The 18399-nt window shown below is 68.6% G+C and carries 18 protein-coding genes and 6 pseudogenes; 14 read left to right on the top strand and 10 right to left on the bottom strand.

Annotated elements, in window-relative coordinates:
• The first annotated feature begins 26 nt into the window (after window positions 1-26).
• A complete protein-coding gene (gene upp / locus AAW14_RS05305; protein WP_265560356.1) occupies window positions 27-749 on the top strand; it encodes a uracil phosphoribosyltransferase in 723 nt (240 codons plus the stop codon).
• A gap of 600 nt (window positions 750-1349) precedes the next feature.
• On the opposite strand, the gene AAW14_RS05300 is transcribed toward upp, so the two are convergent.
• Window positions 1350-1724, bottom strand: a complete 375-nt coding sequence (locus tag AAW14_RS05300) for a helix-turn-helix transcriptional regulator (protein ID WP_265560354.1) — start codon at window positions 1722-1724, stop codon at window positions 1350-1352.
• Between the two features lie 134 nt (window positions 1725-1858).
• Between AAW14_RS05300 and AAW14_RS05295 the strand changes: the two genes are divergently transcribed.
• Window positions 1859-2614 carry an ANTAR domain-containing protein gene (locus AAW14_RS05295; RefSeq protein WP_265560352.1) on the top strand — a complete coding sequence of 252 codons (756 nt, stop codon included), beginning with the start codon at window positions 1859-1861 and terminating at the stop codon, window positions 2612-2614.
• 272 nt (window positions 2615-2886) lie between these two features.
• A complete protein-coding gene (locus AAW14_RS05290) occupies window positions 2887-3096 on the top strand; it encodes a hypothetical protein (RefSeq protein WP_265560351.1) in 210 nt (69 codons plus the stop codon).
• Window positions 3097-3231: 135 nt separating this feature from the next.
• Here the strand turns inward: AAW14_RS05290 and AAW14_RS05285 are convergent, their stop codons facing one another.
• Window positions 3232-3678: an SRPBCC family protein gene (locus AAW14_RS05285; RefSeq protein WP_265560348.1), complete on the bottom strand. Its 447-nt coding sequence runs from the start codon at window positions 3676-3678 to the stop codon at window positions 3232-3234.
• A gap of 955 nt (window positions 3679-4633) precedes the next feature.
• Here AAW14_RS05285 and AAW14_RS05275 point away from each other — a divergent pair.
• Entirely contained in the window at window positions 4634-5218 is a 585-nt protein-coding gene (locus tag AAW14_RS05275) for a hypothetical protein (protein ID WP_265560346.1), read from the top strand.
• Window positions 5219-5713: 495 nt separating this feature from the next.
• On the opposite strand, the gene AAW14_RS05270 is transcribed toward AAW14_RS05275, so the two are convergent.
• Complete coding sequence (locus AAW14_RS05270) at window positions 5714-6310, bottom strand: TetR/AcrR family transcriptional regulator (protein WP_265560344.1); 597 nt, start codon at window positions 6308-6310, stop codon at window positions 5714-5716.
• 275 nt (window positions 6311-6585) lie between these two features.
• Between AAW14_RS05270 and AAW14_RS05265 the strand changes: the two genes are divergently transcribed.
• Both AAW14_RS05265 and AAW14_RS05260 read left to right on the top strand, forming a co-directional pair.
• Window positions 6586-7530, top strand: coding sequence for an alpha/beta hydrolase family protein (locus AAW14_RS05265; protein ID WP_265560341.1), 945 nt, complete (start codon window positions 6586-6588; stop codon window positions 7528-7530).
• A gap of 51 nt (window positions 7531-7581) precedes the next feature.
• The gene (locus tag AAW14_RS05260) at window positions 7582-8526 is read left to right on the top strand and encodes an NAD-dependent epimerase/dehydratase family protein (protein WP_265560338.1); all 945 of its coding nucleotides are present in this window, start codon (window positions 7582-7584) and stop codon (window positions 8524-8526) included.
• A gap of 110 nt (window positions 8527-8636) precedes the next feature.
• Here AAW14_RS05260 and AAW14_RS05255 read toward each other — a convergent pair.
• Window positions 8637-8988: pseudogene (locus AAW14_RS05255) on the bottom strand (Tn3 family transposase); the annotation flags it as partial.
• Between AAW14_RS05255 and AAW14_RS39430 the strand changes: the two are divergent.
• Window positions 8908-9309 (top strand): annotated as a pseudogene (locus tag AAW14_RS39430) (hypothetical protein); the annotation flags it as partial. The pseudogenes AAW14_RS05255 and AAW14_RS39430 sit on opposite strands and share 81 nt — an antisense overlap.
• Before the next feature lie 96 nt (window positions 9310-9405).
• Here AAW14_RS39430 and AAW14_RS05245 read toward each other — a convergent pair.
• Complete coding sequence (locus AAW14_RS05245; RefSeq protein WP_265560336.1) at window positions 9406-9777, bottom strand: winged helix-turn-helix transcriptional regulator; 372 nt, start codon at window positions 9775-9777, stop codon at window positions 9406-9408.
• Between the two features lie 106 nt (window positions 9778-9883).
• On the opposite strand from AAW14_RS05245, the gene AAW14_RS05240 reads away from it, so the two are divergent.
• On the top strand, window positions 9884-10723 hold the full coding sequence (locus AAW14_RS05240) for an SDR family oxidoreductase (RefSeq protein WP_265560334.1): 840 nt from the start codon (window positions 9884-9886) through the stop codon (window positions 10721-10723).
• Window positions 10724-10878: 155 nt separating this feature from the next.
• Here the strand turns inward: AAW14_RS05240 and AAW14_RS05235 are convergent.
• Together AAW14_RS05235 and AAW14_RS05230 are read right to left on the bottom strand one after the other, a co-directional pair.
• Window positions 10879-11001: pseudogene (locus AAW14_RS05235) on the bottom strand (IS5/IS1182 family transposase); the annotation flags it as partial.
• A gap of 18 nt (window positions 11002-11019) precedes the next feature.
• Complete coding sequence (locus AAW14_RS05230; protein WP_265560332.1) at window positions 11020-11634, bottom strand: TetR/AcrR family transcriptional regulator; 615 nt, start codon at window positions 11632-11634, stop codon at window positions 11020-11022.
• A 136-nt stretch (window positions 11635-11770) separates the two neighbouring features.
• On the opposite strand from AAW14_RS05230, the gene AAW14_RS05225 reads away from it, so the two are divergent.
• From AAW14_RS05225 to AAW14_RS05205, 5 genes and pseudogenes are all read left to right on the top strand, one after another.
• Complete coding sequence (locus AAW14_RS05225) at window positions 11771-12229, top strand: cupin domain-containing protein (protein ID WP_265560329.1); 459 nt, start codon at window positions 11771-11773, stop codon at window positions 12227-12229.
• A 49-nt stretch (window positions 12230-12278) separates the two neighbouring features.
• Entirely contained in the window at window positions 12279-13097 is an 819-nt protein-coding gene (locus AAW14_RS05220; RefSeq protein ID WP_265560327.1) for an alpha/beta fold hydrolase, read from the top strand.
• 14 nt (window positions 13098-13111) lie between these two features.
• Complete coding sequence (locus tag AAW14_RS05215; RefSeq protein WP_265560324.1) at window positions 13112-14533, top strand: MFS transporter; 1422 nt, start codon at window positions 13112-13114, stop codon at window positions 14531-14533.
• Between the two features lie 550 nt (window positions 14534-15083).
• Window positions 15084-16058: a magnesium transporter CorA family protein gene (locus AAW14_RS05210; protein ID WP_265560322.1), complete on the top strand. Its 975-nt coding sequence runs from the start codon at window positions 15084-15086 to the stop codon at window positions 16056-16058.
• A 9-nt stretch (window positions 16059-16067) separates the two neighbouring features.
• A pseudogene (locus tag AAW14_RS05205) lies at window positions 16068-16263 on the top strand (IS256 family transposase); the annotation flags it as partial.
• A gap of 32 nt (window positions 16264-16295) precedes the next feature.
• On the opposite strand, the pseudogene AAW14_RS05200 reads toward AAW14_RS05205, so the two are convergent.
• Window positions 16296-16577, bottom strand: a pseudogene (locus tag AAW14_RS05200) (SAM-dependent methyltransferase); the annotation flags it as partial.
• A 207-nt stretch (window positions 16578-16784) separates the two neighbouring features.
• Here AAW14_RS05200 and AAW14_RS05195 point away from each other — a divergent pair.
• Complete coding sequence (locus AAW14_RS05195; RefSeq protein WP_265560319.1) at window positions 16785-17318, top strand: GNAT family N-acetyltransferase; 534 nt, start codon at window positions 16785-16787, stop codon at window positions 17316-17318.
• Here the strand turns inward: AAW14_RS05195 and AAW14_RS05190 are convergent.
• Both AAW14_RS05190 and AAW14_RS05185 read right to left on the bottom strand, forming a co-directional pair.
• Window positions 17290-17592, bottom strand: a pseudogene (locus AAW14_RS05190) (transposase); the annotation flags it as partial. The gene AAW14_RS05195 and the pseudogene AAW14_RS05190 overlap by 29 nt on opposite strands.
• A 59-nt stretch (window positions 17593-17651) precedes the next feature.
• Complete coding sequence (locus AAW14_RS05185; RefSeq protein WP_265560315.1) at window positions 17652-18125, bottom strand: GNAT family N-acetyltransferase; 474 nt, start codon at window positions 18123-18125, stop codon at window positions 17652-17654.
• Window positions 18126-18399 lie beyond the last annotated feature (274 nt).

Raw genomic sequence — 18399 nt, 5'->3', positions numbered from 1 at the left:
CCACCCTCCCCACGCAAGGACCACAGATGACCAGCGCACTCCAGCAGACCACCGACGTGACCGCGTGGACCGGCCCCGCGCCCGTCGCCTCCATCGAGCAGTACCTCGGCCGCAACGTCCACCTGCTGCCCCAGACGAACCAGCTGCGCGCCCTGCACACCGTCATCCGCAACCGTGAAGCCAGCCGTCAGGACTTCGTCTTCCACGCCGGCCGGATCATCCGCCTCCTGACCGAGGCCGCCCTCGACCTCCTGCCCTTCGAGCCGTACGACGTCCGGACTCCCGTCGGCAGCACGTACCACGGGCTGCGCTTCACCGACGGGCTGCTCGCAGTGCCCATCGTGCGTGCCGGGGAGAGCATGGAGAGCGAACTGCGCGCGGTGATCCCGGGGATCAGGATCGGCAAAATCCTCATTCAGCGGAACAAAACGACCAAGCGACCGCACCTGTACTACCAGGCGCTCCCCGACGACATCGCCGACCGCCACGTCCTCCTGCTCGACCCGATGCTGGCGACCGGCGGCACGGCGGTGGCCGCCATCGAGCTGCTGCTCGAACTCGGCGTGCCCGAGGAGCACATCGTCTTCGTCAACTTCATCACCGTGCCGGAAGGCATCACGGCAGTGTGCGAGCGCTTCGGCCGGGTGCGGATCGTGACCTCCGCAATCGAGGAGAGGCTCAACGAGAACGCCTACATGGTGCCCGGCATCGGCGACTTCGGAGACCGCTACTTCGGAACGGACCGATAGCCCACGCACGAACATGTCCTCGCGCCGCTGCACGGCACCGGGCAGCGGCGCGAGCCCGTCACGCCACCGGTGGACCGGCACAGGCACCGGGAGCACCCATCGCTGCCTGAACAAGGCTGCCGACGTCCTGGCCCCAGTACCCCGTCCCTGCCCGAGGCTCCTCGAGCCGACCACCGCGGCCATCGGGTCCGCACCCCACTCACGAAGACGACGCACAGGATGGTCTCGACGGCCCGATCCCCGCACTCTCCTCGAAGAACTCCCGACGAAAGGATCTCCGAAGCGGTGGGACCGCTCCGGGATCCGCCGCAGGAACTCGGCTCCGGCCCGGGCAAGGCCTGTGGCGCCGTCCGGTTCACCGCCCCACTCCTGCTCGTCGTCCCGCCGCCACTCCCCCAGTGGATCTGCGACACCGACGCCTCCGGCCACGCCAAGGGCCCTGTCCCGCGAGATGTCCCGGCACAGCTCCGGTTCTGCGCATGCCCCCAATGACGCGCCGTTCAAGGCGGCCCGTGGAGGGACCAGCTGAGGACCGTGAGCAGCGTCATGTGGTCCCACAACGGCTTTCTTCGGCCCTGAGGTCGTCTGGGCTGCAGTCCGTCACTCGTCGACTTCGGCGCCCCGTGTCTGTGCGGGCGTCGTCCGCGGCCGCCGGGTCCTGCCGCGCTGGGCGTCGTGCCGGGCGAGGACGGACAGGAGAGCCGCCACGGTCAGACCGGCTTCGACCTCCGCGGGATGCCTGAGGGTGGCCCCCTTTTCGATGCGGTAGGCGTTGGAGCGTCCCTGCCGGGTGTGGGAGAGGTACCCGTCCTGCTCCAGGTCGGAGATGATCTTCTGGACGGCACGCTCGGTGAGCCTGCAGTGCGCCGCGAGATCGCGGATGCGCGTGTTGGGATCGTCGGCGATCGCAGCCAGCACGCGGGCGTGATTGGTCAGGAACGTCCAGCCTGTGTGTGTCTCCGGCACTGCACCCATGCACCCGAGGATAGGGCCTGGCATTCACGTAAACAAAAAGGTGAAAGTTATTTCATGTAAGACTTGACGGGTGACATGCGGGAAGCCGAAGCTGAGACAGGAAGGAGCGGAGACGTGCTTCAGGAGCGGCAGCCATGTCCGAACAAGCACCTACCGTGCAGCTCAGAGATCCAGGCGCCGTTGGCGCCCAGCAGGTCTGCCCGGCCCGGCCCGAGCTGCCCGGCCTGCTGGTCGAGACGTACCCGCACGGTGAGCGGATACGTGCGGTGGTGTCCGGGGAGATCGACCTCCAAACCGACCAGCTGCTGGACCATGCCCTCCAGGCTGCTGTCAGCCGATCGCACAGTGGCGTCGACCTCGATCTGAGCGGCGTGGAGTTCTGTGACTGCACCGGACTCAACGTCCTGCTGCGGCTGCGCCGGCATGCGCTGAAGGACGGCAAGACCATCACCATCCGGAAGATCAGCCCCATCGTGATGAGGGTGCTGACAGCCACCCGCACCCTGCCCCTGTTCACCCTCGACCGGGACACATCGCCGACCATGAACCGCCCCCCTGTGCCCCAGGAGACACAGTCCGACGAGGACGCGGAGCACGACCTGCACACAGAAGTCGTCCAACTGCGCCGGGCCATGCAGACCCGCCCGATCATCGATCTCGCCCGAGGAGTCCTGATGGCCTCCTTCCGCCTCACCCCGGAAGAGGCCTGGAACGTCCTGGTCGCGGTCTCCCAGCACACCAACACAAAGCTTCACCGCCTGGCCCGGGACGTGCTCGCCACCATCGACGGACAGCCCCTGCCCGAAGCAGTGCAACAGCACCTCAACGCCGCGGTCGCCGGCCTCGACACGCTGCCGGCCGTACCCGCCCCCTCCGACTCGAAGGCCTGACCTTGTCCTGATGAAGGGCGTGGCCGCCGTCATGCCGGGCAGGCCGCGTGCGAAAGTACGGTGCGGCACGAACAGCATGCCCGCCGTATGACGACACCGGCGAAAGGAACCTCGCAGCCTGGGCACGAACAGTCCGCGTCGCAGGTCGTTTCCGAGCCCACGCCGCCTTACGACTCCGACAGGCAGAAGCAGCCCGGCTGGCCCCGGTACCGGGCCTGATGCGACTGTGTGGCCGGGATGCGTGGCTGTCCACCGCGGGTGACGCTGGTGCCATGCCCGAGCACCGCATCATCGTCTACCCGCCGACTGCGACCGGTGGCCGCAGGGTGCGCTTCGGCGATCGGATCCTGGGCACCGCGTACAGCCTTCACGAGCTGACCGGGTTCCTGCAGAATGCCGGCCTGACTGGCTGGAACGAACTCGATGTCATTGAGTCGGATTTTGTCGAATGGCATGAAGGCGGGCCCGAAGTGTGGAGCTGAACGCACGAGCACCCGCCGCGTGGCTTTGTTCGGTTCTGACGACGGCGTCTGCTGACGACATTGGACGTCAGTGATGGTGCCGTCAGGCGGTGGGATATCCATCGGAAGTGACAGCACCTTCGGCCGACAGGTGTGTCAGAGGGTGGCGGCCAGGTAAGCGTTGCGCGACCGGACGAGCCTGGGCATGTACCAGTTGAGGACGGTCACGTCGGCGAGTCGGCCGAGGGGGCCCAGTGGCGAGGCGAAATCGATGACGTCGGTCATCAGGGTGTCGCCTTGGCCATGCGGCTCGAAGTGGTGAACGTGTCGCCAATACTGGAACGGCCCGGCTTCTTGCTCGTCGACAAAGGAGTGCGGGGGGTTCCAGGAGGTGATCCGGGCGGTCAGCTGCCAGGTCACCCCGAAGTGGCGGGCCTGGAAGGTGACCATTTCGCCCACGGCGAGCCTGCCCCGGGTGTTGCCGCCAACTGCACGTTCTCTCGAAGACGCCATCGATCGCGTGTGTGCTTCAACGTCCAGACAGGCGTCGAAGACCTGGCTCGGAGACGCCGAGAGCACGGTGGTGATCTCGAAGTGCGACACGACGCCCCCCATCCAATTCCGGCGATCTTCCCTCACTGTAAGCGGTCCTCTGTCGGGCGAGCGCCGGGGTGTGGAGCGGGCCGCCCTGGACACTCTGCTCGAGGCTTGAGCTCAGCCGACCCGACTGGCTGTTCGCTTCGTGCTCGGGTGGTGGCCAGACGGTAGGAGTCCGTGCCCGTTTCGATGATGGTGGTTCTCGGTGTCAGGTCCGAAGTCACCGTTGATGGTGAGGCCGAGCAGGCACTGCACCTGGGCAGCAATGCGCGAAGTTGCAGGGGGAACACATGGCTGACCGACTGATCGTTTCAGGATGAGTCGATGTGGCGGCCGGGATTTGGAACACCCGTCGGGCAGGGTCTGACGCGTGGTTGACGATCTTGTTCTTGATGACCTGTGGGAGCGGTGGCCCCGCTGATCCCACCCCGGCCGCCGCGTCGGCACCGATTCCCCGGCCAAGACCCGTTGGACTACCGGATCGGCCCGGCCGGCATCGTGTACGTGCTCCGCAAGGACGCCGCCCCGACGCGACGCTGACAGCGTCGCCACGTGGTTACGCGAGGACTCCGGTGTCGAGATCCATACGCGAGTACGCCCGCGCGCCCAGCCCATAGGCGATGCTGAACGGCCAACGGCGGAACCGGATCAGCAAGCTCAACACGTTCAAGCCCTACCTCGAAAAGCACCCATTGCCCACAGCAATCGCCGATCCTGACGAGACGACTCGCCGTGGCTGGTCACCACAGACCACCATCAGGCGAGACCTGCCGAGGTTGCCGTTGAAGGCGAGCAGTGGACGGCGCGGTGCTGGACTTGCCCAGCTGACGGCCACAGGCCGGGCCCGGTGTACGGCGTGGGCGCAGCACCAACTCCAGCCAGTCGGTGGCATGATGGCCGGCTGGATCAACGTCAGGTAGGCAAGAACGTGAGGCTGGCGAAGGTGGAAACAAGGCGCCAAGTGAGGGCCGACAGCACACCGAAGTCGTTGCTGGGCCACGTCTGGCTGGTGCTGGCGATGCTGTTCATTGGGGTGTTGTTCAGCGCCCTCGGGGTCGGCGGAGCAGTAAGTCTCACCGACGGCCTGAAGTACTCGATACGTGCTTCCGGCACCCCAGGGCTGCTGAAGATATATGCCTGCACTACTTCGGGCACCGGCAAACAGCGCCACACAGACTGCTTCGGCGCCTTCCACTCCGACGACCACCGTGTGGTGGACCAGTCCGCGTCCATCGGCGGTTCCTACAAGCAGGGAACGGTGCTGCCGGTCCAGCGGGACGCGCGCGGTGACTGCTACACGGTCGGGGTGGCCCCGACGGCCGGGCGGCTGGCCGGGATCTGCGCCTGTGTGGTGGGACTCATTGCTGGCCTGGGCGCCTTGTGCGGTGCGTTCTCCACCGCAATGCCACGGCTGGGCAGCCGGATCGGCGCCGCGTTGTGGTCACCGGGAGCGGCCCGGATCGTGGGCCGGCTGTGCAAGGCGCTCGGGATCGGCTTCGCCGTCTTCGGCGTGGTCGGCATGATCGGATGGCTGGCCATGCCCTGACGGTGATTTTGCCCCCCAACAGAGTGTCTCTGAATCGGACCCGGTGTTCCCCGGCGCCTGGCTGCTGCAACTCGACTGCATGAACCGCTAGTTCAAGACATCAGACGTTCAGATTCCAGAATCTCCGATATCGCGCGCTGCGTACCGATCGTAAGGGTGGACTGGCAAAGAGATCAGGCTTCTCACCAGCACAGTGCAGCCGTCACACTTTCCGCCCGCCCGCCAGCGGGCGAGCGTTCGCACCCCACAGCCGCGCCAGTCCAGCCAGTTCCCTGAAGCCGTTATCCGCGGGTTGCGGACTCGAGGAAAGCGCTCGCGCGTGTCACTACAACCACACACGCCACGGCAGAGGAGGAGCCGCTTCTCACTTGGGTTCCCGGGCAGCGTGGCGCAGCCGGTAATGGTGCATCCCGAGCGGCGTGCGAACGGGCGCGGGACCGCATTCCCTGCCGTCCTGTCCGAACAGGGCATGCGAGGCTCCGTCATTCGTGGGCGTCAGGTTCGGTGCGGCTGGCGCAGTCCCGCGAGGAGGAGTGCGATCAGTCGGCGTGCGTCGTAGCGGGGGTCGCTGTCGGTGCCGATGCAGAGGTTTCCGATGCCGCGCATGAAGTGGTAGGCATCGAGGTCGGGGCGGATCTCGCCGGCGGCGGCTGCGGCGTCGAGGAGCTGGCTGCACACCGGCACGAGGCGGTCGAGGAAGTGGGCGTGCAGCGCCTCGAAGCCGGTGCTGTCTGCCTGCATCGCGGCGGCCAGGCCGTGTTTGGTGACCAGGAAGTCGACGAAGAGGTCGACCCAGCGTTCGAGGGCGGCGAAGGGTGTCGGCCCGGCCGCCAGCAGGGCCGGGCCCGCTTCGGCGCAGTTGTCGACCTGGTGACGGTAGACGGCGATGACGAGGTCGGCCCGCGTGGGGAAATGGCGGTAGAACGTGCCCAGCCCTACGCCGGCCTCGGCGGCGATCTCGCGTACCGGTGCGTCCACGCCTGAGGTGACGAAGACTGCGGCGGCGGCGTCCAGCAGGGTCTGCTGATTGCGGCGGGCGTCCTTGCGCTTGGAGGCGGCCGAACTTCCCTGGCGCGGACTGCTCTCGTTCACCGGGGCACTCCTTTGACGACTGGTCTTGTAAAACGGAACTGCGTTCCGTATCGTAGGTGGAACAAGGTTCCATTTCATTCATGATGCCAGGCCCGGGGGGCCGGCGGCCAGGCCGTCGCCTCCACGGCCCGCCGGAGAGATGGAAGAAACCCGGGCATGGATGCCCGCGCGTGACAAGCGGGCTGCCCGCTCCCTTCGCGGCCGGCCCCGCGGCGCCGCCGACCACCTGGCCCCACCAACCCAAGCGTTGAAGACACCGATCGGAAGGCCCTCCCATGCCTGACTCCAACACCCTGAACGCGCAGAATCCCGCGGGCAGCCCCACCTCGGTGGTGTCCGTGAAGCCGGTCGTCCTGCCCGCCCCGGGTGGCCGTGGCGAGCACCTCCAGGTCCGCGTGTCCGCCCCCGCGACCGGCGGCGATCTGCCCGTCGTCGTCTTCTCGCATGGCTTCGGCTGGTCGATGAACGGCTACGCCCCGCTGGCCGACCACTGGGCCGCCCACGGCTTCGCGGTCGTCCAGCCGACCCACCTGGACTCCCGGACACTCGCCATCCCCGCCGAGGACCCCCGCATCCCGCGGATCTGGCGCTACCGCATCGAGGACATCACGCGCGTACTGGACGGACTCGACGTGCTGGAGGCGGCCGTCCCCGGCCTCGCCGGGCGCGTCGACCCACGCCGCATCGCCGTCGCCGGCCACTCCTGGGGAGCCCAGAGCGTGAGCGCCCTGCTGGGCGCACGCGTCCTCGACGCCGACGGCGTACCCGGCGAGGACATGTCCGACCTCCGCGTCAGGGCAGGGGTGCTGCTGGCGCTGACCGGCCTGGGCGATGACCTGACCCCGTTCGCCGCCGAGCACTTCCCGTTCATGAAGCCGTCGTTCGACACCATGGCCACCCCGGCCCTCATCGTCGCCGGCGACAACGACCAGTCCCACCTGTCCACCCGCGGACCGGACTGGTTCACCGACCCCTACACCTACAGCCCGGGCGACAAGAGCCTGCTCACTCTGTTCGGGGCCGAGCACTCGCTCGGCGGCATCCCCGGCCACGAGGTCGCCGAGACCACCGACGAGAACCCGGCGCGCGTGGCCCTGATCCAGCAGCTCACCACGGCCTTCCTGCGCAGCGCCCTCCAGGGCGACGACGCCGGCTGGAAGGCGGCGGCCGCCTCCCTGAAGGAGGACCCCGAGCCGCTCGGGACCCTGCGGAGCAAGTGAAGACCCGCCGCCACCGCCAACGACCGATATAGAAATACGTAAGGACTTGTGATGATCCTCGTCACCGGAGGCTTCGGCTTCATCGGATCCCACACCGTGCGCGCCCTGCTCAACCTGGGCGAAGACTGCGTCGTGGTCCAGCGCCGCGCCCGCGAACTCCCGCCCGTACTCGACGGAACACGAGTGAAGGTCGAGCAGGCGGACATCACCGACCGCGACGCCCTCCTCGGCGTCGGCCGCCGTCACGACATCACCGGCATCGTCCACCTGGCCGGCTCCTACCCCTGGCAGCCCGTCCCCGACGTGCCCGTCGAGGCGACCCGGCAGGCGCTCGGCGGGCTGCTGAACGTCGCCGAGGCGGCACAGGAGTGGGGCGTACGGCGCCTCGGCATCGCCAGCACGATCGGCGTCTACCTCGGAGCCGCCGGCGACGGACCGCTGCGCGAGGACGCCCCGCTGTCGATGACCGCACACGCCTCCATCCCCACCTTCAAGAAGGTCGGCGAACTGCTGGGCGGGTTCCTCGCCGAGACCACGGGCCTCGACATCGTCAACTGCCGCATCTCCGGCACCTGGGGCCCGCTCGGCCACCCCGACCCCTTCTTCGCCGCGCCCGCCCTCGTCCACTCCGCCGCCCACGGCACCGCCCCGGACCTGTCCCACCTCGTCCACCCGGCGTTCGCCGAGGACGGGCTCGACCTGACCTACGTGAAGGACACCGGGCGGGCGATCGCCCTGCTCCAGCTCGCGGACAAGCTGAACCACCGCACATACAACGTCGGCTCCGGCCGGGCCACCACCAACGCCCAGATCAGCCAAGCGATCAAGAATTCGGTACCCGACGCCCAGGTCGACCTCCCCACCGGAGGCGCCACGCCGCACCTCGTCCTCGACATCAGCCGCCTGAAGGAAGACACCGGCTACCACCCCGAGTACGACACCGAACGAGCCGCCGCCGACTACATCGCCTGGCTGCGCGCCGGCAACGACAATTGAACCGAACCCTCCCCGGCATGGCCCCGTCCATGCCGGGGAGGGTTCGGCAAGCCGCCGTCCTGCCCCATGCGACCCCTACCCGGAGGCAACCGCCGATCCCGGACCGGCCTTCATTCCGCACGCCGAAGAACACCGGGCGCTTCAGGGTCTCGCAGCGGTCTCAGAGTTCCGCCGGCCGGGACGGTCGCGGTGACGCTGTAGCGGCCGAGCACGTTGATTCCTGTGCTTGAACGGGGAGAGCCGGGCCACGTCCTCGTCACGGATCTCGCGGCCCTCGGCGCGGAGCTGGTCGACGGCGGCGTCGATGTAGAGGGTGGTCCAGAGCACGACGGCGTTGAGGACCAAGCCGAGCTGGTCCTCCATGCCGTCGCGGTACGCCTGGTGGATGGTGCCGCACTTGCCGTGGCACACGTCCCTCGCCAGCCTGTGCAGGGACTCCTGCACGGTGAGCTGCCGGTTCATTCGATACGGACACGGGCTCCCACTCGCGCCACGTCGCCAGCCGGGACCCGTACTCGGCGGTCGCGACGGCGAGTGGCCCGTCACCGAGGAAGATGCGCTGCGGCGGGTGGGCCGCGACGACGACCTTCAGTACGGCGGCCCGCGCACGGCGTCGGGGGTAACCTGCGCGCGCTGTCCTCGCCCTTCCCGAACGACCCGCGCGTTACGCGGATCGTGGGCCAACTGCCCCTGCTCAGCCCGGCGTTCGCGACACTGCGGGCCAAGTACGAGGTCCGGCCCCGCACCAGCGAAGACAAACGTCCGTTCCACCCGCAGGTCGCATCCTGGCAGGTGATGCGGACCAGCCCCACCAGGTCGTCGATGTCGTCGGGGTGCTCGGTCACGCTGGATGCGCCTTCGTGGCCTGCCACCACCACGCTATTCCGCGCTGCGCGGCGACAGCCGCCGTGTGATCCGGTTGAACAGCTCCGTCAGCGGCTCGCCGACGTCCCGGCCGAACTCGGTCAGCCCATAGGTGACCTTGGGCGGCGTCGTCGGCTCGACCTCCCGCCAGACCAGACCGTCCTGGACCAGTGCGCGCAGGGTCTGGGCGAGCATCTTCTCGCTGATGCCCTGGATGCTCTCGCGCAGCTCGTAGAACCGGAGGTCGTTGCTCCGCAAAGAGATCAACACCCAGACGCCCCACCTGCTGGTCACATGGTCGACCACATCGCGCGCGCGGCAGTCGGTGTGAAACACCTCATACCGCTCCCCCGCTCCGGTCTGCATGAGCTGCGCACCTCCCATCATGTGATGAGCTTACCTCCAGGTATGTCCTTACCAAGAGTTAGCCCCGACTCCTAGCGTCAAGGCCGCAGAGAAAGAGGCCGCAGAGGAATCGGACAAGGAGCTGATCATGATCGTGGTGACCGGGGCTACCGGGAATGTGGGCCGGCCGTTGACGCGGGCGCTGGCCGAGGCGGGCCGGCGCGTGACGGCGGTGTCGCGGCACGCCGCGGCGGCACCGGACGGTGTCCGCCACGTGGCGGCCGACCTGGCCGAGCCGGCCAGCCTTGAGCCCGCGCTGGCCGGGGCGCAGGCGCTGTTTCTGCTGCTGTCCGGCGACATGCACGCCGCCGGAGCCAGCCCGGCCGACATCATCGGCCAAGCCGCGGCCAGCGGGATCCGCCGGGTCGTCCTGCTCTCCTCGCAGGGCGTGGCGACCAGGCCCTTCGGCCCGACACGTATCGCGATGCGAGCGGTGGAGGACGTACTGCGGGTGTCCGGCCTGGAGTGGGCCATCCTGCGGCCGGGTGGCTTCGCCTCCAACGCCCTGTGGTGGGCCGAGTCCGTCCGCGCGCAACGGGTCGTCGCCGCGCCCTTCGGCGACGTCGGGGTGCCGATCATCGACCCGGCGGACATCGCCGAGGTCGCGGTGGCCTGCCTGCTGGACGACCGGCACACCGGCGGTGTGTACGAGCTGACCGGCCCGGAGGTGATCACGCCGCGCCAGCAGGCGGAGGCCATCGCCGCCGCGCTGGGCTCGCCAGTGCGGTTTCACGACCTCACCCGCGACGAGGCCAAGGCCGCCATGGCCCAGAGCATGCCGGTGGAACTCGCCAAGGACACCCTGGACATCCTCGGTTCCCCGAGCCCGGCCGAGCTGCGCGTCAGCCCGGACGCGCAGCGGGTCCTCGGCCACGCCCCGCGCCCGTTCTCCGACTGGGCCGCCCGCAATGTCGCCGCGTTCCGCTGAGACTGGTCAGCGCCGCTCGAACTGCTCGGCGTACTCGGCGATCCACTGCTGACAGTCGAGGAACCTGATCCGAAGTTGACGTTGGCGCTGTGGCCCGGGACTGACACTCCAGAGGACCAACTTCACGCGCTTCAGAGTCTCTTGCAGTCGAGGGGTTACTTGAGGCGGCGTGTGGTGGGGCGGGTGTCGCAGCGGTGGCTGTGGCGGGCCGCCTGGGTGAGGCAACGGACGGTGACGAACGCGGCGGCGAGGTGGACGTAGAAGCCGACGATGACGCCCTTCCCCGTGCGCGCGACTCACCCCCGCGCGACCGCGCGCACCGCGGCTTCGGTCAGCGTCGCCGCCGTGCGTACCGCGCTCGCGACGGCGGCGTCGGGGGCGAGCCCGCACAGGTCGGTGAGGGTGAACAGGGCTTCGGCGCTGACGACCACGGCCAGGTCCCGCTTGAGCTGGGAGAAGGCTTCGGGATCCGTCACCCCCAGCGTTCCCTCCAGAGGGGCGAGCGCGTGGTCGATCAGCCCGAAACGGACACCGGGTCTCGCGGCCGCCGCGTCGGGGCGGGTGATGGTGGCCGCGATCACGGCACGCACCGCGCCCTGGCGGAGGAGCACGCCGCGCAGCAGGAACTCGCAGGCGAAGGCGATCCGTTCGGCGGGGTCGGTGGAGTCCGCGACCGGCGCGAGCGCCTCGGCGGGGGGCGGCCAGGCACCGGCCAGAGCCTCACTGATCAGCGAGGGGAGGTCGGGGAAGTAGCGGTAGGCGGTGGCCTCGGAGACCAGGGCGGCGCGCGCGATCGCGGGCATGGTCACCTCGCCACCCGAGGCGATGAGTTCGCGAGCGGCTTCGACGAGGGCCGTACGCGTGCGCCTCTTCTGGTTGCTGCGGCCGGTGTCGGTCTGCGTCGTCGCCATCGGTCCATCCCCTTTCATGCCCGTGTGTCCGTAGCCACTTTATCACTGCCCACCCTCATCATGAGAGTTCACTTGCATAAAGAGGACCGACTCTCTACGCTTCTCGTGAGAGCTGACTCTCACGAAGGAGAGGGCAATGAACGAGGCTTCCCTGATCGGCCCAGACGACGGCGAGACGATCCGCCTGGGGCCGGCGCAAATCCGCATCCTTGAGGACGGCAGCACCACCGGGCACCGCCTCGGGATCGGCGAGATCACCCTCGCCCCGCACACCGAAGGGCCCCCGCAGCACCGCCACGCCCAGCACGACGAGGGCTTCTACGTCGTCTCCGGCACCGTGCACTTCACCGTCGGCGAGACGACCCACGTCGCACCGGCCGGCACGCTCGCGATGATCCCGCCCGGCGCCCCGCACACCTTCGCCAACCCCGGTGACGAGCCCGCGGTGATGCTCAACACCTTCACGCCCGACCTGTACGTGCAGTACTTCCGCGACCTGCGGGACATGATCGCCGGCGGTCAGGATCTGACCCCGCAGGCGACGGTCGAGGCGATGAGCCGGTACGCCACCGTTCCGGCCACCGGCTACGCGTAACGGCTCACGTCACCGACCCCACACACCGGTAACCGATTCGGAGACCTCCATGACCAGCACCGCCCGCACCATCACCCTCACCCTCGACTCCGGCGACATCGACCTGGCCTTCAGCGTCGACGAGCGGGGCAAGGGCCACCCATTCCTGCTCCTGCACGGCGGCGGCGGCCCGCAGACCGTCGCCGGGTTCGCCGGGCTCCTCGCCGACCAGCGGCCGGCCCGCGTCATCACCCCCGTCCACCCCGGCTTCGGCGGCACCGCCAGGCCCGACTGGCTGACCGACGTTCCCACCCTCGCCCAGGTCTACAAACGGCTGCTGGACGAACTCGGCCTGAGCGACGTCACCGTCGTCGGCAACTCCATAGGCGGCTGGATCGCCGCCGAGATGGCCCTGCTCGGCAGCGACCGGATCACCAGCGTGGTCCTCGTCAACGCCGCCGGCATCCACGTCCCCGAGCACCCGGTCGCCGACCCCTTCACCCTGACGCCCACCGAGCTGTCCGCTCTCTCCTTCCACGATGCCGAGAAGTTCCGCATCGACCCCAGCACGTTCTCCGACGAGCAGCGCGCGGCGGCGGTCGCCAACCGGGCGGCACTGCAGGTCTATTCGGGCCCGCACGCCATGGCCGACCCCAGCCTCCGCGAGCGCCTGGCCAAGGTCACGAACCCGGTCCTCGTCGCATGGGGCGAGAGCGACCAGGTCGTCGACACCGCGTACGGACGCGCGTACGCCGCCGCCATCCCCGGCTCCCGGTTCGAACTCCTCCTTCGCACCGGCCACATGCCCCAGATCGAGACCCCCGAGCAACTCCTCTCGACGGTATGGGACTTCGCCGACCTCCACGCCGCCAACCGGCCAAACGATTGAGCAGGGGAACCTCCATGCCAGTCCCCGGACACGGACGGCGCGCCCCGGTCCTGGCCGTCTGCTGCCTGAGCGTCCTCCTGGTCAGCCTCGATGTCACCATCCTCAACGTCGCCCTGCCCTCGATGCAGCGGGACCTGAGCTCCTCCGTCTCCGGCCTGCAGTGGACGCTCGACGCGTACACCATCGTGCTGGCCTCGCTGCTGACCCTCGCCGGTGCCACCGCCGACCGCGTCGGACGTCGGCGGATCTTCCGGCTCGGCCTCGTGCTGTTCACCGTCGGGTCCGGCTTGTGCAGCCTGGCGCCCACCACGGGGTGGCTGGTGGTCTTCCGTACTGTGCAGGCGGTGGGCGGCAGCATGCTCACTCCCGTCGCCATGGCCATCCTCGCCAACACCTTCACCGAACCCCGGGATCGGGCACGGGCCATCGGCGTGTGGGGCGGGGTCGTCGGCCTCAGCATGGCGGCCGGGCCGGTCCTCGGCGGCGTGCTGGTGGAGTCAGGCGGGTGGCGATCGGTGTTCTGGCTGAATGTGCCGATCGGGCTGGCCGCGCTGGCACTCACCGCACGGTACGTCCCGGAGTCCCGCGCGGGGCTGGTCCGACGGGCCGACCCGGTCGGCCAGTTGCTGGTGACCGTCCTGCTCGGCACACTGACGTACGCGATCATCGAGGCGCCCGCCGAGGGCTGGACCTCTCTGCCGATCGTGGCCTGCCTGGTCGCCGCGGCGGGCGCGCTGGCCGCCTTTGTACCGTATGAGAACCTGCGTGCCGAACCGCTGATCGAACCGCGGCTCTTCGGCAGTGCACCCTTCAGTGGGGCCACCGCGACAGCTGTGTTCGCGTTCGCCGCGCTCGGCGGCTTCCTCTTCGCCAACACCCTCTATCTGCAACGGGTGGTGGGGCTGAGCGCCCTGGACGCAGGGCTGCACCTGCTGCCGATGGCGGTGCTGTCCCTGGTGTGCCCGCCGCTGTCCGGGCGGATCGTGGGCAGCCGCGGTCCGCGGATTCCGCTCCTGCTCGCGGGGACCGGCATCCCCGCCGGCGGTGTACTGGCCACAGCCGCCACGCGCTCCGCCCACCCGTCCGACACCCTGCTGTATGTCACTTACGCCCTGTTCGGTCTCGGCTTCGGCTTCGTCAACGCACCGATCACGTACACGGCGGTGTCCGGCATGCCGCGCGCCCAGGCCGGGGTGGCCGCCGCGGTCGCCGCCACCAGCCGGCAGGTCGGCTCCTCCCTCGGCATCGCGGTGATCGGCGCCACGGTCGCCTCCGGGGCCCGCCCGGCGTCCTGGTGGATCATCGCCGGCTGCGGAGGGGCCATCGCGATCCTCGGCATCGTGACCTCCAGCCGCTGGGCCGCCGCCACCGCCGAACGCGTCGCCGCCCGCCTCGCACCCGACCCACCACACGCCACAGCGAACGCCCCCGGATGACCGCGAGCACCCCCCGCTCGCCGAGCCCGGCAGGCCGGCCACACCCACCTACAGAGGAGCGGCGCTGGGCTCAGGGGTGGCAGCGCTCGTCCATCTCGGGTCGGCCTGCTGGTGGCTGCGGGTCATGACGATCAGATCACGGTACTGGCGCCAGGACGACGCCTTCGGCTCGCCCCGGCGGGTCCGCGCGGCCCGCGACCCGGCAGCCCCAGCCCCCTGGCCGTTGCGCGGGACGACACGGCCGGCGCGGCCGCCCCTGCTCCTCGCCGAGCATCCCACCAGCGGCCCCGCCGACACTGATGTTCAAATCGTCGCCCCCGTTCACACCATGCACTTACCGGCCTGCGCAATAGGGCAAGTAATTCGGCTGGGCCTGCACCGGGCTCCCGCGCGACAGGCTTGTACTCCCGACGCACACATAGCAGGCGCAGTCCCACCGGCGCCGAAGAACCGCTTGAGCCATCCATGCCGACGCCCAGGGCGCCAAGCCCGGGCGGGACCACACGAACCGGTGAGGACTTCTTACCAGCGGGCCTTAGGGTGCCGCGCCATGACTCGAACACGACTCTACCGCGGCGGAAACCTGGTCCTGGAAGACTTCCCGACCGCCGACATCTCCGAATACGTGAATGATCCCGACGTGGCGGTCTGGCTCGACCTGTGCGACCCGTGTTCCGCCGACTTCGCCATGATCAGCGAAGAGTTCGGTCTGCACGAACTCGCGGTGGAGGACGCACGTCACGAGCACCAGCGACCCAAGCTGGACCGCTACCGCACCCACGCCTTCCTCAGCGCATACGCCGTGAGCACGGACAAGAGCAGCGGCCGGCTGACGGCGAGCGAGTTGTCAGTGTTCATCACGCCCACGGCATTGATCACCATCCGCCCGGACGACCGCTTCGACATCGAGAAGGTCGTCGAACGCTGGGACAACAACAGCGATCTTGCCAAGTACGGGGTGGGGTTCCTCCTGCACGGGCTCCTGGACCACATAGTCGACGGCCATTTCGACGCCGTCCAGGACCTGGACGACCGCATCGAAGCAGTTGAAGACCTACTCTTCGACGAGGGACGCGAGCAGATGGACTCCGTCCAGCGTGACTCCTACGCACTGCGCAAGAACCTGACCAGGCTACGTCGCGTGGTCCTGCCGATGCGGGAAGTCGTCAACAGTCTTCTGCGGCGCGACCTGCACATCGTCGCCGAGCCGCTGCTCCCCTACTACCAGGACGTCTATGACCACGTCCTCAGGGCCACCGAGTGGACCGAATCGCTGCGGGACATGATCACCTCGATCATGGAGACCAATCTGACCGTTCAGGGCAACCGCATGAACCTGATCATGAAGAAGGTGACCAGTTGGGCGTCGATCATCGCTGTGCCCACCGCCGTCACAGGCTTCTACGGACAGAACGTGCCATATCCGGGCTTCAATACCCATGCCGGCTTCCTCACGTCCACCGGCGTCATGGCTGTCGGATCTGTGGTGCTCTACCTGGTCTTCAAGCGCAAGGACTGGATCTGAGCTCAGACCTCCAACTGGTCCACCGCCCGGCCACGGTCCAAGGTCACCCGAGGCGGTCGGCTCCCGCACCGCCACCGTGGCGATGATCTTCAACTTCGCCGCGCCAGCCCAGCAGCGATGGCGGGCTGTGAACGCACCCCACCTCGTCGCCTCGTCCGCGCTGGTGCCTGCTTCGAACTCGGCCGCCTCTGAACGCCCCGAAGCCATCGTAGTTCGAGGACGAAGCCGAACTTCGGGGAGCATTTCCTTGGCCTCCCGGGAAGGCTCTCGGTCCCAGAACCCCTCACCGATCAGGACGCGGCCGCCGGGGGCCAGGCGTGTGCGGGCCGCTGCGAGTGTGGCGAGCAGTCCGCCGAAAGCATGCGTGGCCCCGACGCTGAGCACCAGGTCGAACGGCTGTGGGGAAACATGGGCTCCGGCGTCCTGGTGGTGAAGGACCAGGCGCTCATGGACGCCGAGGTGGCTGGCTGCCTGGCCGGCCTGCGCCAAGGCGTCCTCGGAGATGTCGACGCCCTCGGCGCGGCTGCCACGAGAACAACGGGCATGGCTCCTGGAGTTCATGTCCCCAGCCTTGCCTGATCTCGCCCGACCCGCAGGCGCCGCCCAAGTACAGTGGGTCACTGGGCAGCGTGCCCCTCACCGCGATGTTGCCGGTCCGGCTAGGGCGTGTATCGAAAGTGCCTGGTGAGGATGGCGGAGAGCCCATGTGTGATCCAGGATGATTGGATGGTCACGCTTGAGACTCCCCGTTTGATCCTGCGTCGCTGGCGCGAGGAAGACGTTGCGCCCATGGCTGCCATCAATGCCGACCCCGAGGTCATGCGGTGGATCCGTGACGGCAGCGTCCGTGACGAACAGCAGACTCGCGGCGGGGTCCAGGCATGGGAGAGCGAGTGGGAGTCACAGGGCTTCGGCCTGTTCGCCGTGGAGATACGGTCCACTGGCGAGCTGGCCGGGTTCACCGGCCTTTCGGTGCCCGACTTCTTGCCGGAGGTACTGCCGGCCGTTGAGGTCGGCTGGCGGCTGGGACGTTCCCACTGGGGGCAGGGCTTGGCCACGGAGGCCGCTGCGGCCGCTGTACGGTTCGGGTTCGAAGAGCGAGGGCTGGAGCGGCTCGTCAGCATCACTCAAGTGGGCAACGACGCCTCCGAACGGATCATGACCAAACTAGGGATGCATCCGGTCCGTGAGACCGTCAACCCCACCTGCGGTAGGCGAGTCCGGGTGTTCGCGTTGTCGTCGGACCAGTGTCCCAGGTGATCAGCTCCTTGGCATCCGCCCGGGCCTGCAACGCGGTGAAGGTCCGATGCCAGGCGCCGTCCCGCTGCCATCGACGGAACAGGTCGTACACCCGACCCCAGGGTCCGTACTCGGCGGGCATGTCCCGCCACGGGACACCGGTGCGGATCCGGAACCGTATGCCGTCGATCAGCTGGCGCCGAGCCCACGTCAGCGGACGGCCGGGGTTCTTGCCCCTCGGCAACAACGGCTCCAGCACCGCCCATTGCTCGTCCGTCAGATCTCCACGTGCCACGAACCAAGATCATCCCACGACTCACGACCTGGGGAGCGATACCGGTGACGGTTGGTGGGTCAGGGCCGTGAGACGTTGAGCGACAGATCGCGGTGGAAGACGGCCATAGCCCGGCCGGGGCCGTTGTAGTCGTCGACGATCTTCGTGCCGAAGCCGAGGCTGCGATGAAAGGCGATCGAGCCGGTGTTCTCAACTGACGTGATCGCCTTCAACTTCCGTGCACCTTGACGTTCCGCTGCTTCAGCGAACGCCGTGTACAGACGACGCCCGAGACCGGTGCCACGGGCATCATCCCGCGTGGCGATCAGATGCACGTACCCGGTGCCGTCCGGGGTGACGAACCCGAAGATGTACCCGCGGATTCCGTCCTCGGCCCGGGCAACCAAGCAAGTGGAACCGAACTCCTGCACCAGGGCCAGAAGGTGCAGCGACCGAAGGTCGCGTTCGCCCCAGTAACGGGAGTGATCAGTCAGGACCGAGTGGAAGTCGACCACCGCGGCCGGTGCGATGTTTATCCCCATGATGGCGATCATGGCAGGCGCCCTGGCCGTTACAGGCGAAGGTCCGCACGGGTTGGGCAAGTTTCAGCCACCCCCGCTCTCGATTTTGCCGCCCTGGAGCCGGACGGCACACCACGTGGTGCCGAGCACGGCGCTGGGAGTGCCGGTGGTGCGGTTCGACGGCCGGGAGGCAAAGCCAGGATCGATGCGGGCAGATGCGACTGCCGCCGGTGCGGGCTGCGGGCTCATGCCGATCGCCGTCCTTTTGCGGCCGGAGCAACCGTTGTGCACCGTGGCGCGCAAGGCG

The sequence above is a fragment of the Streptomyces hygroscopicus genome, assembly GCF_026168105.1.
Lineage (GTDB): Bacteria > Actinomycetota > Actinomycetes > Streptomycetales > Streptomycetaceae > Streptomyces > Streptomyces hygroscopicus_D.
This window is presented reverse-complemented; position numbering and strand designations above follow the sequence as displayed.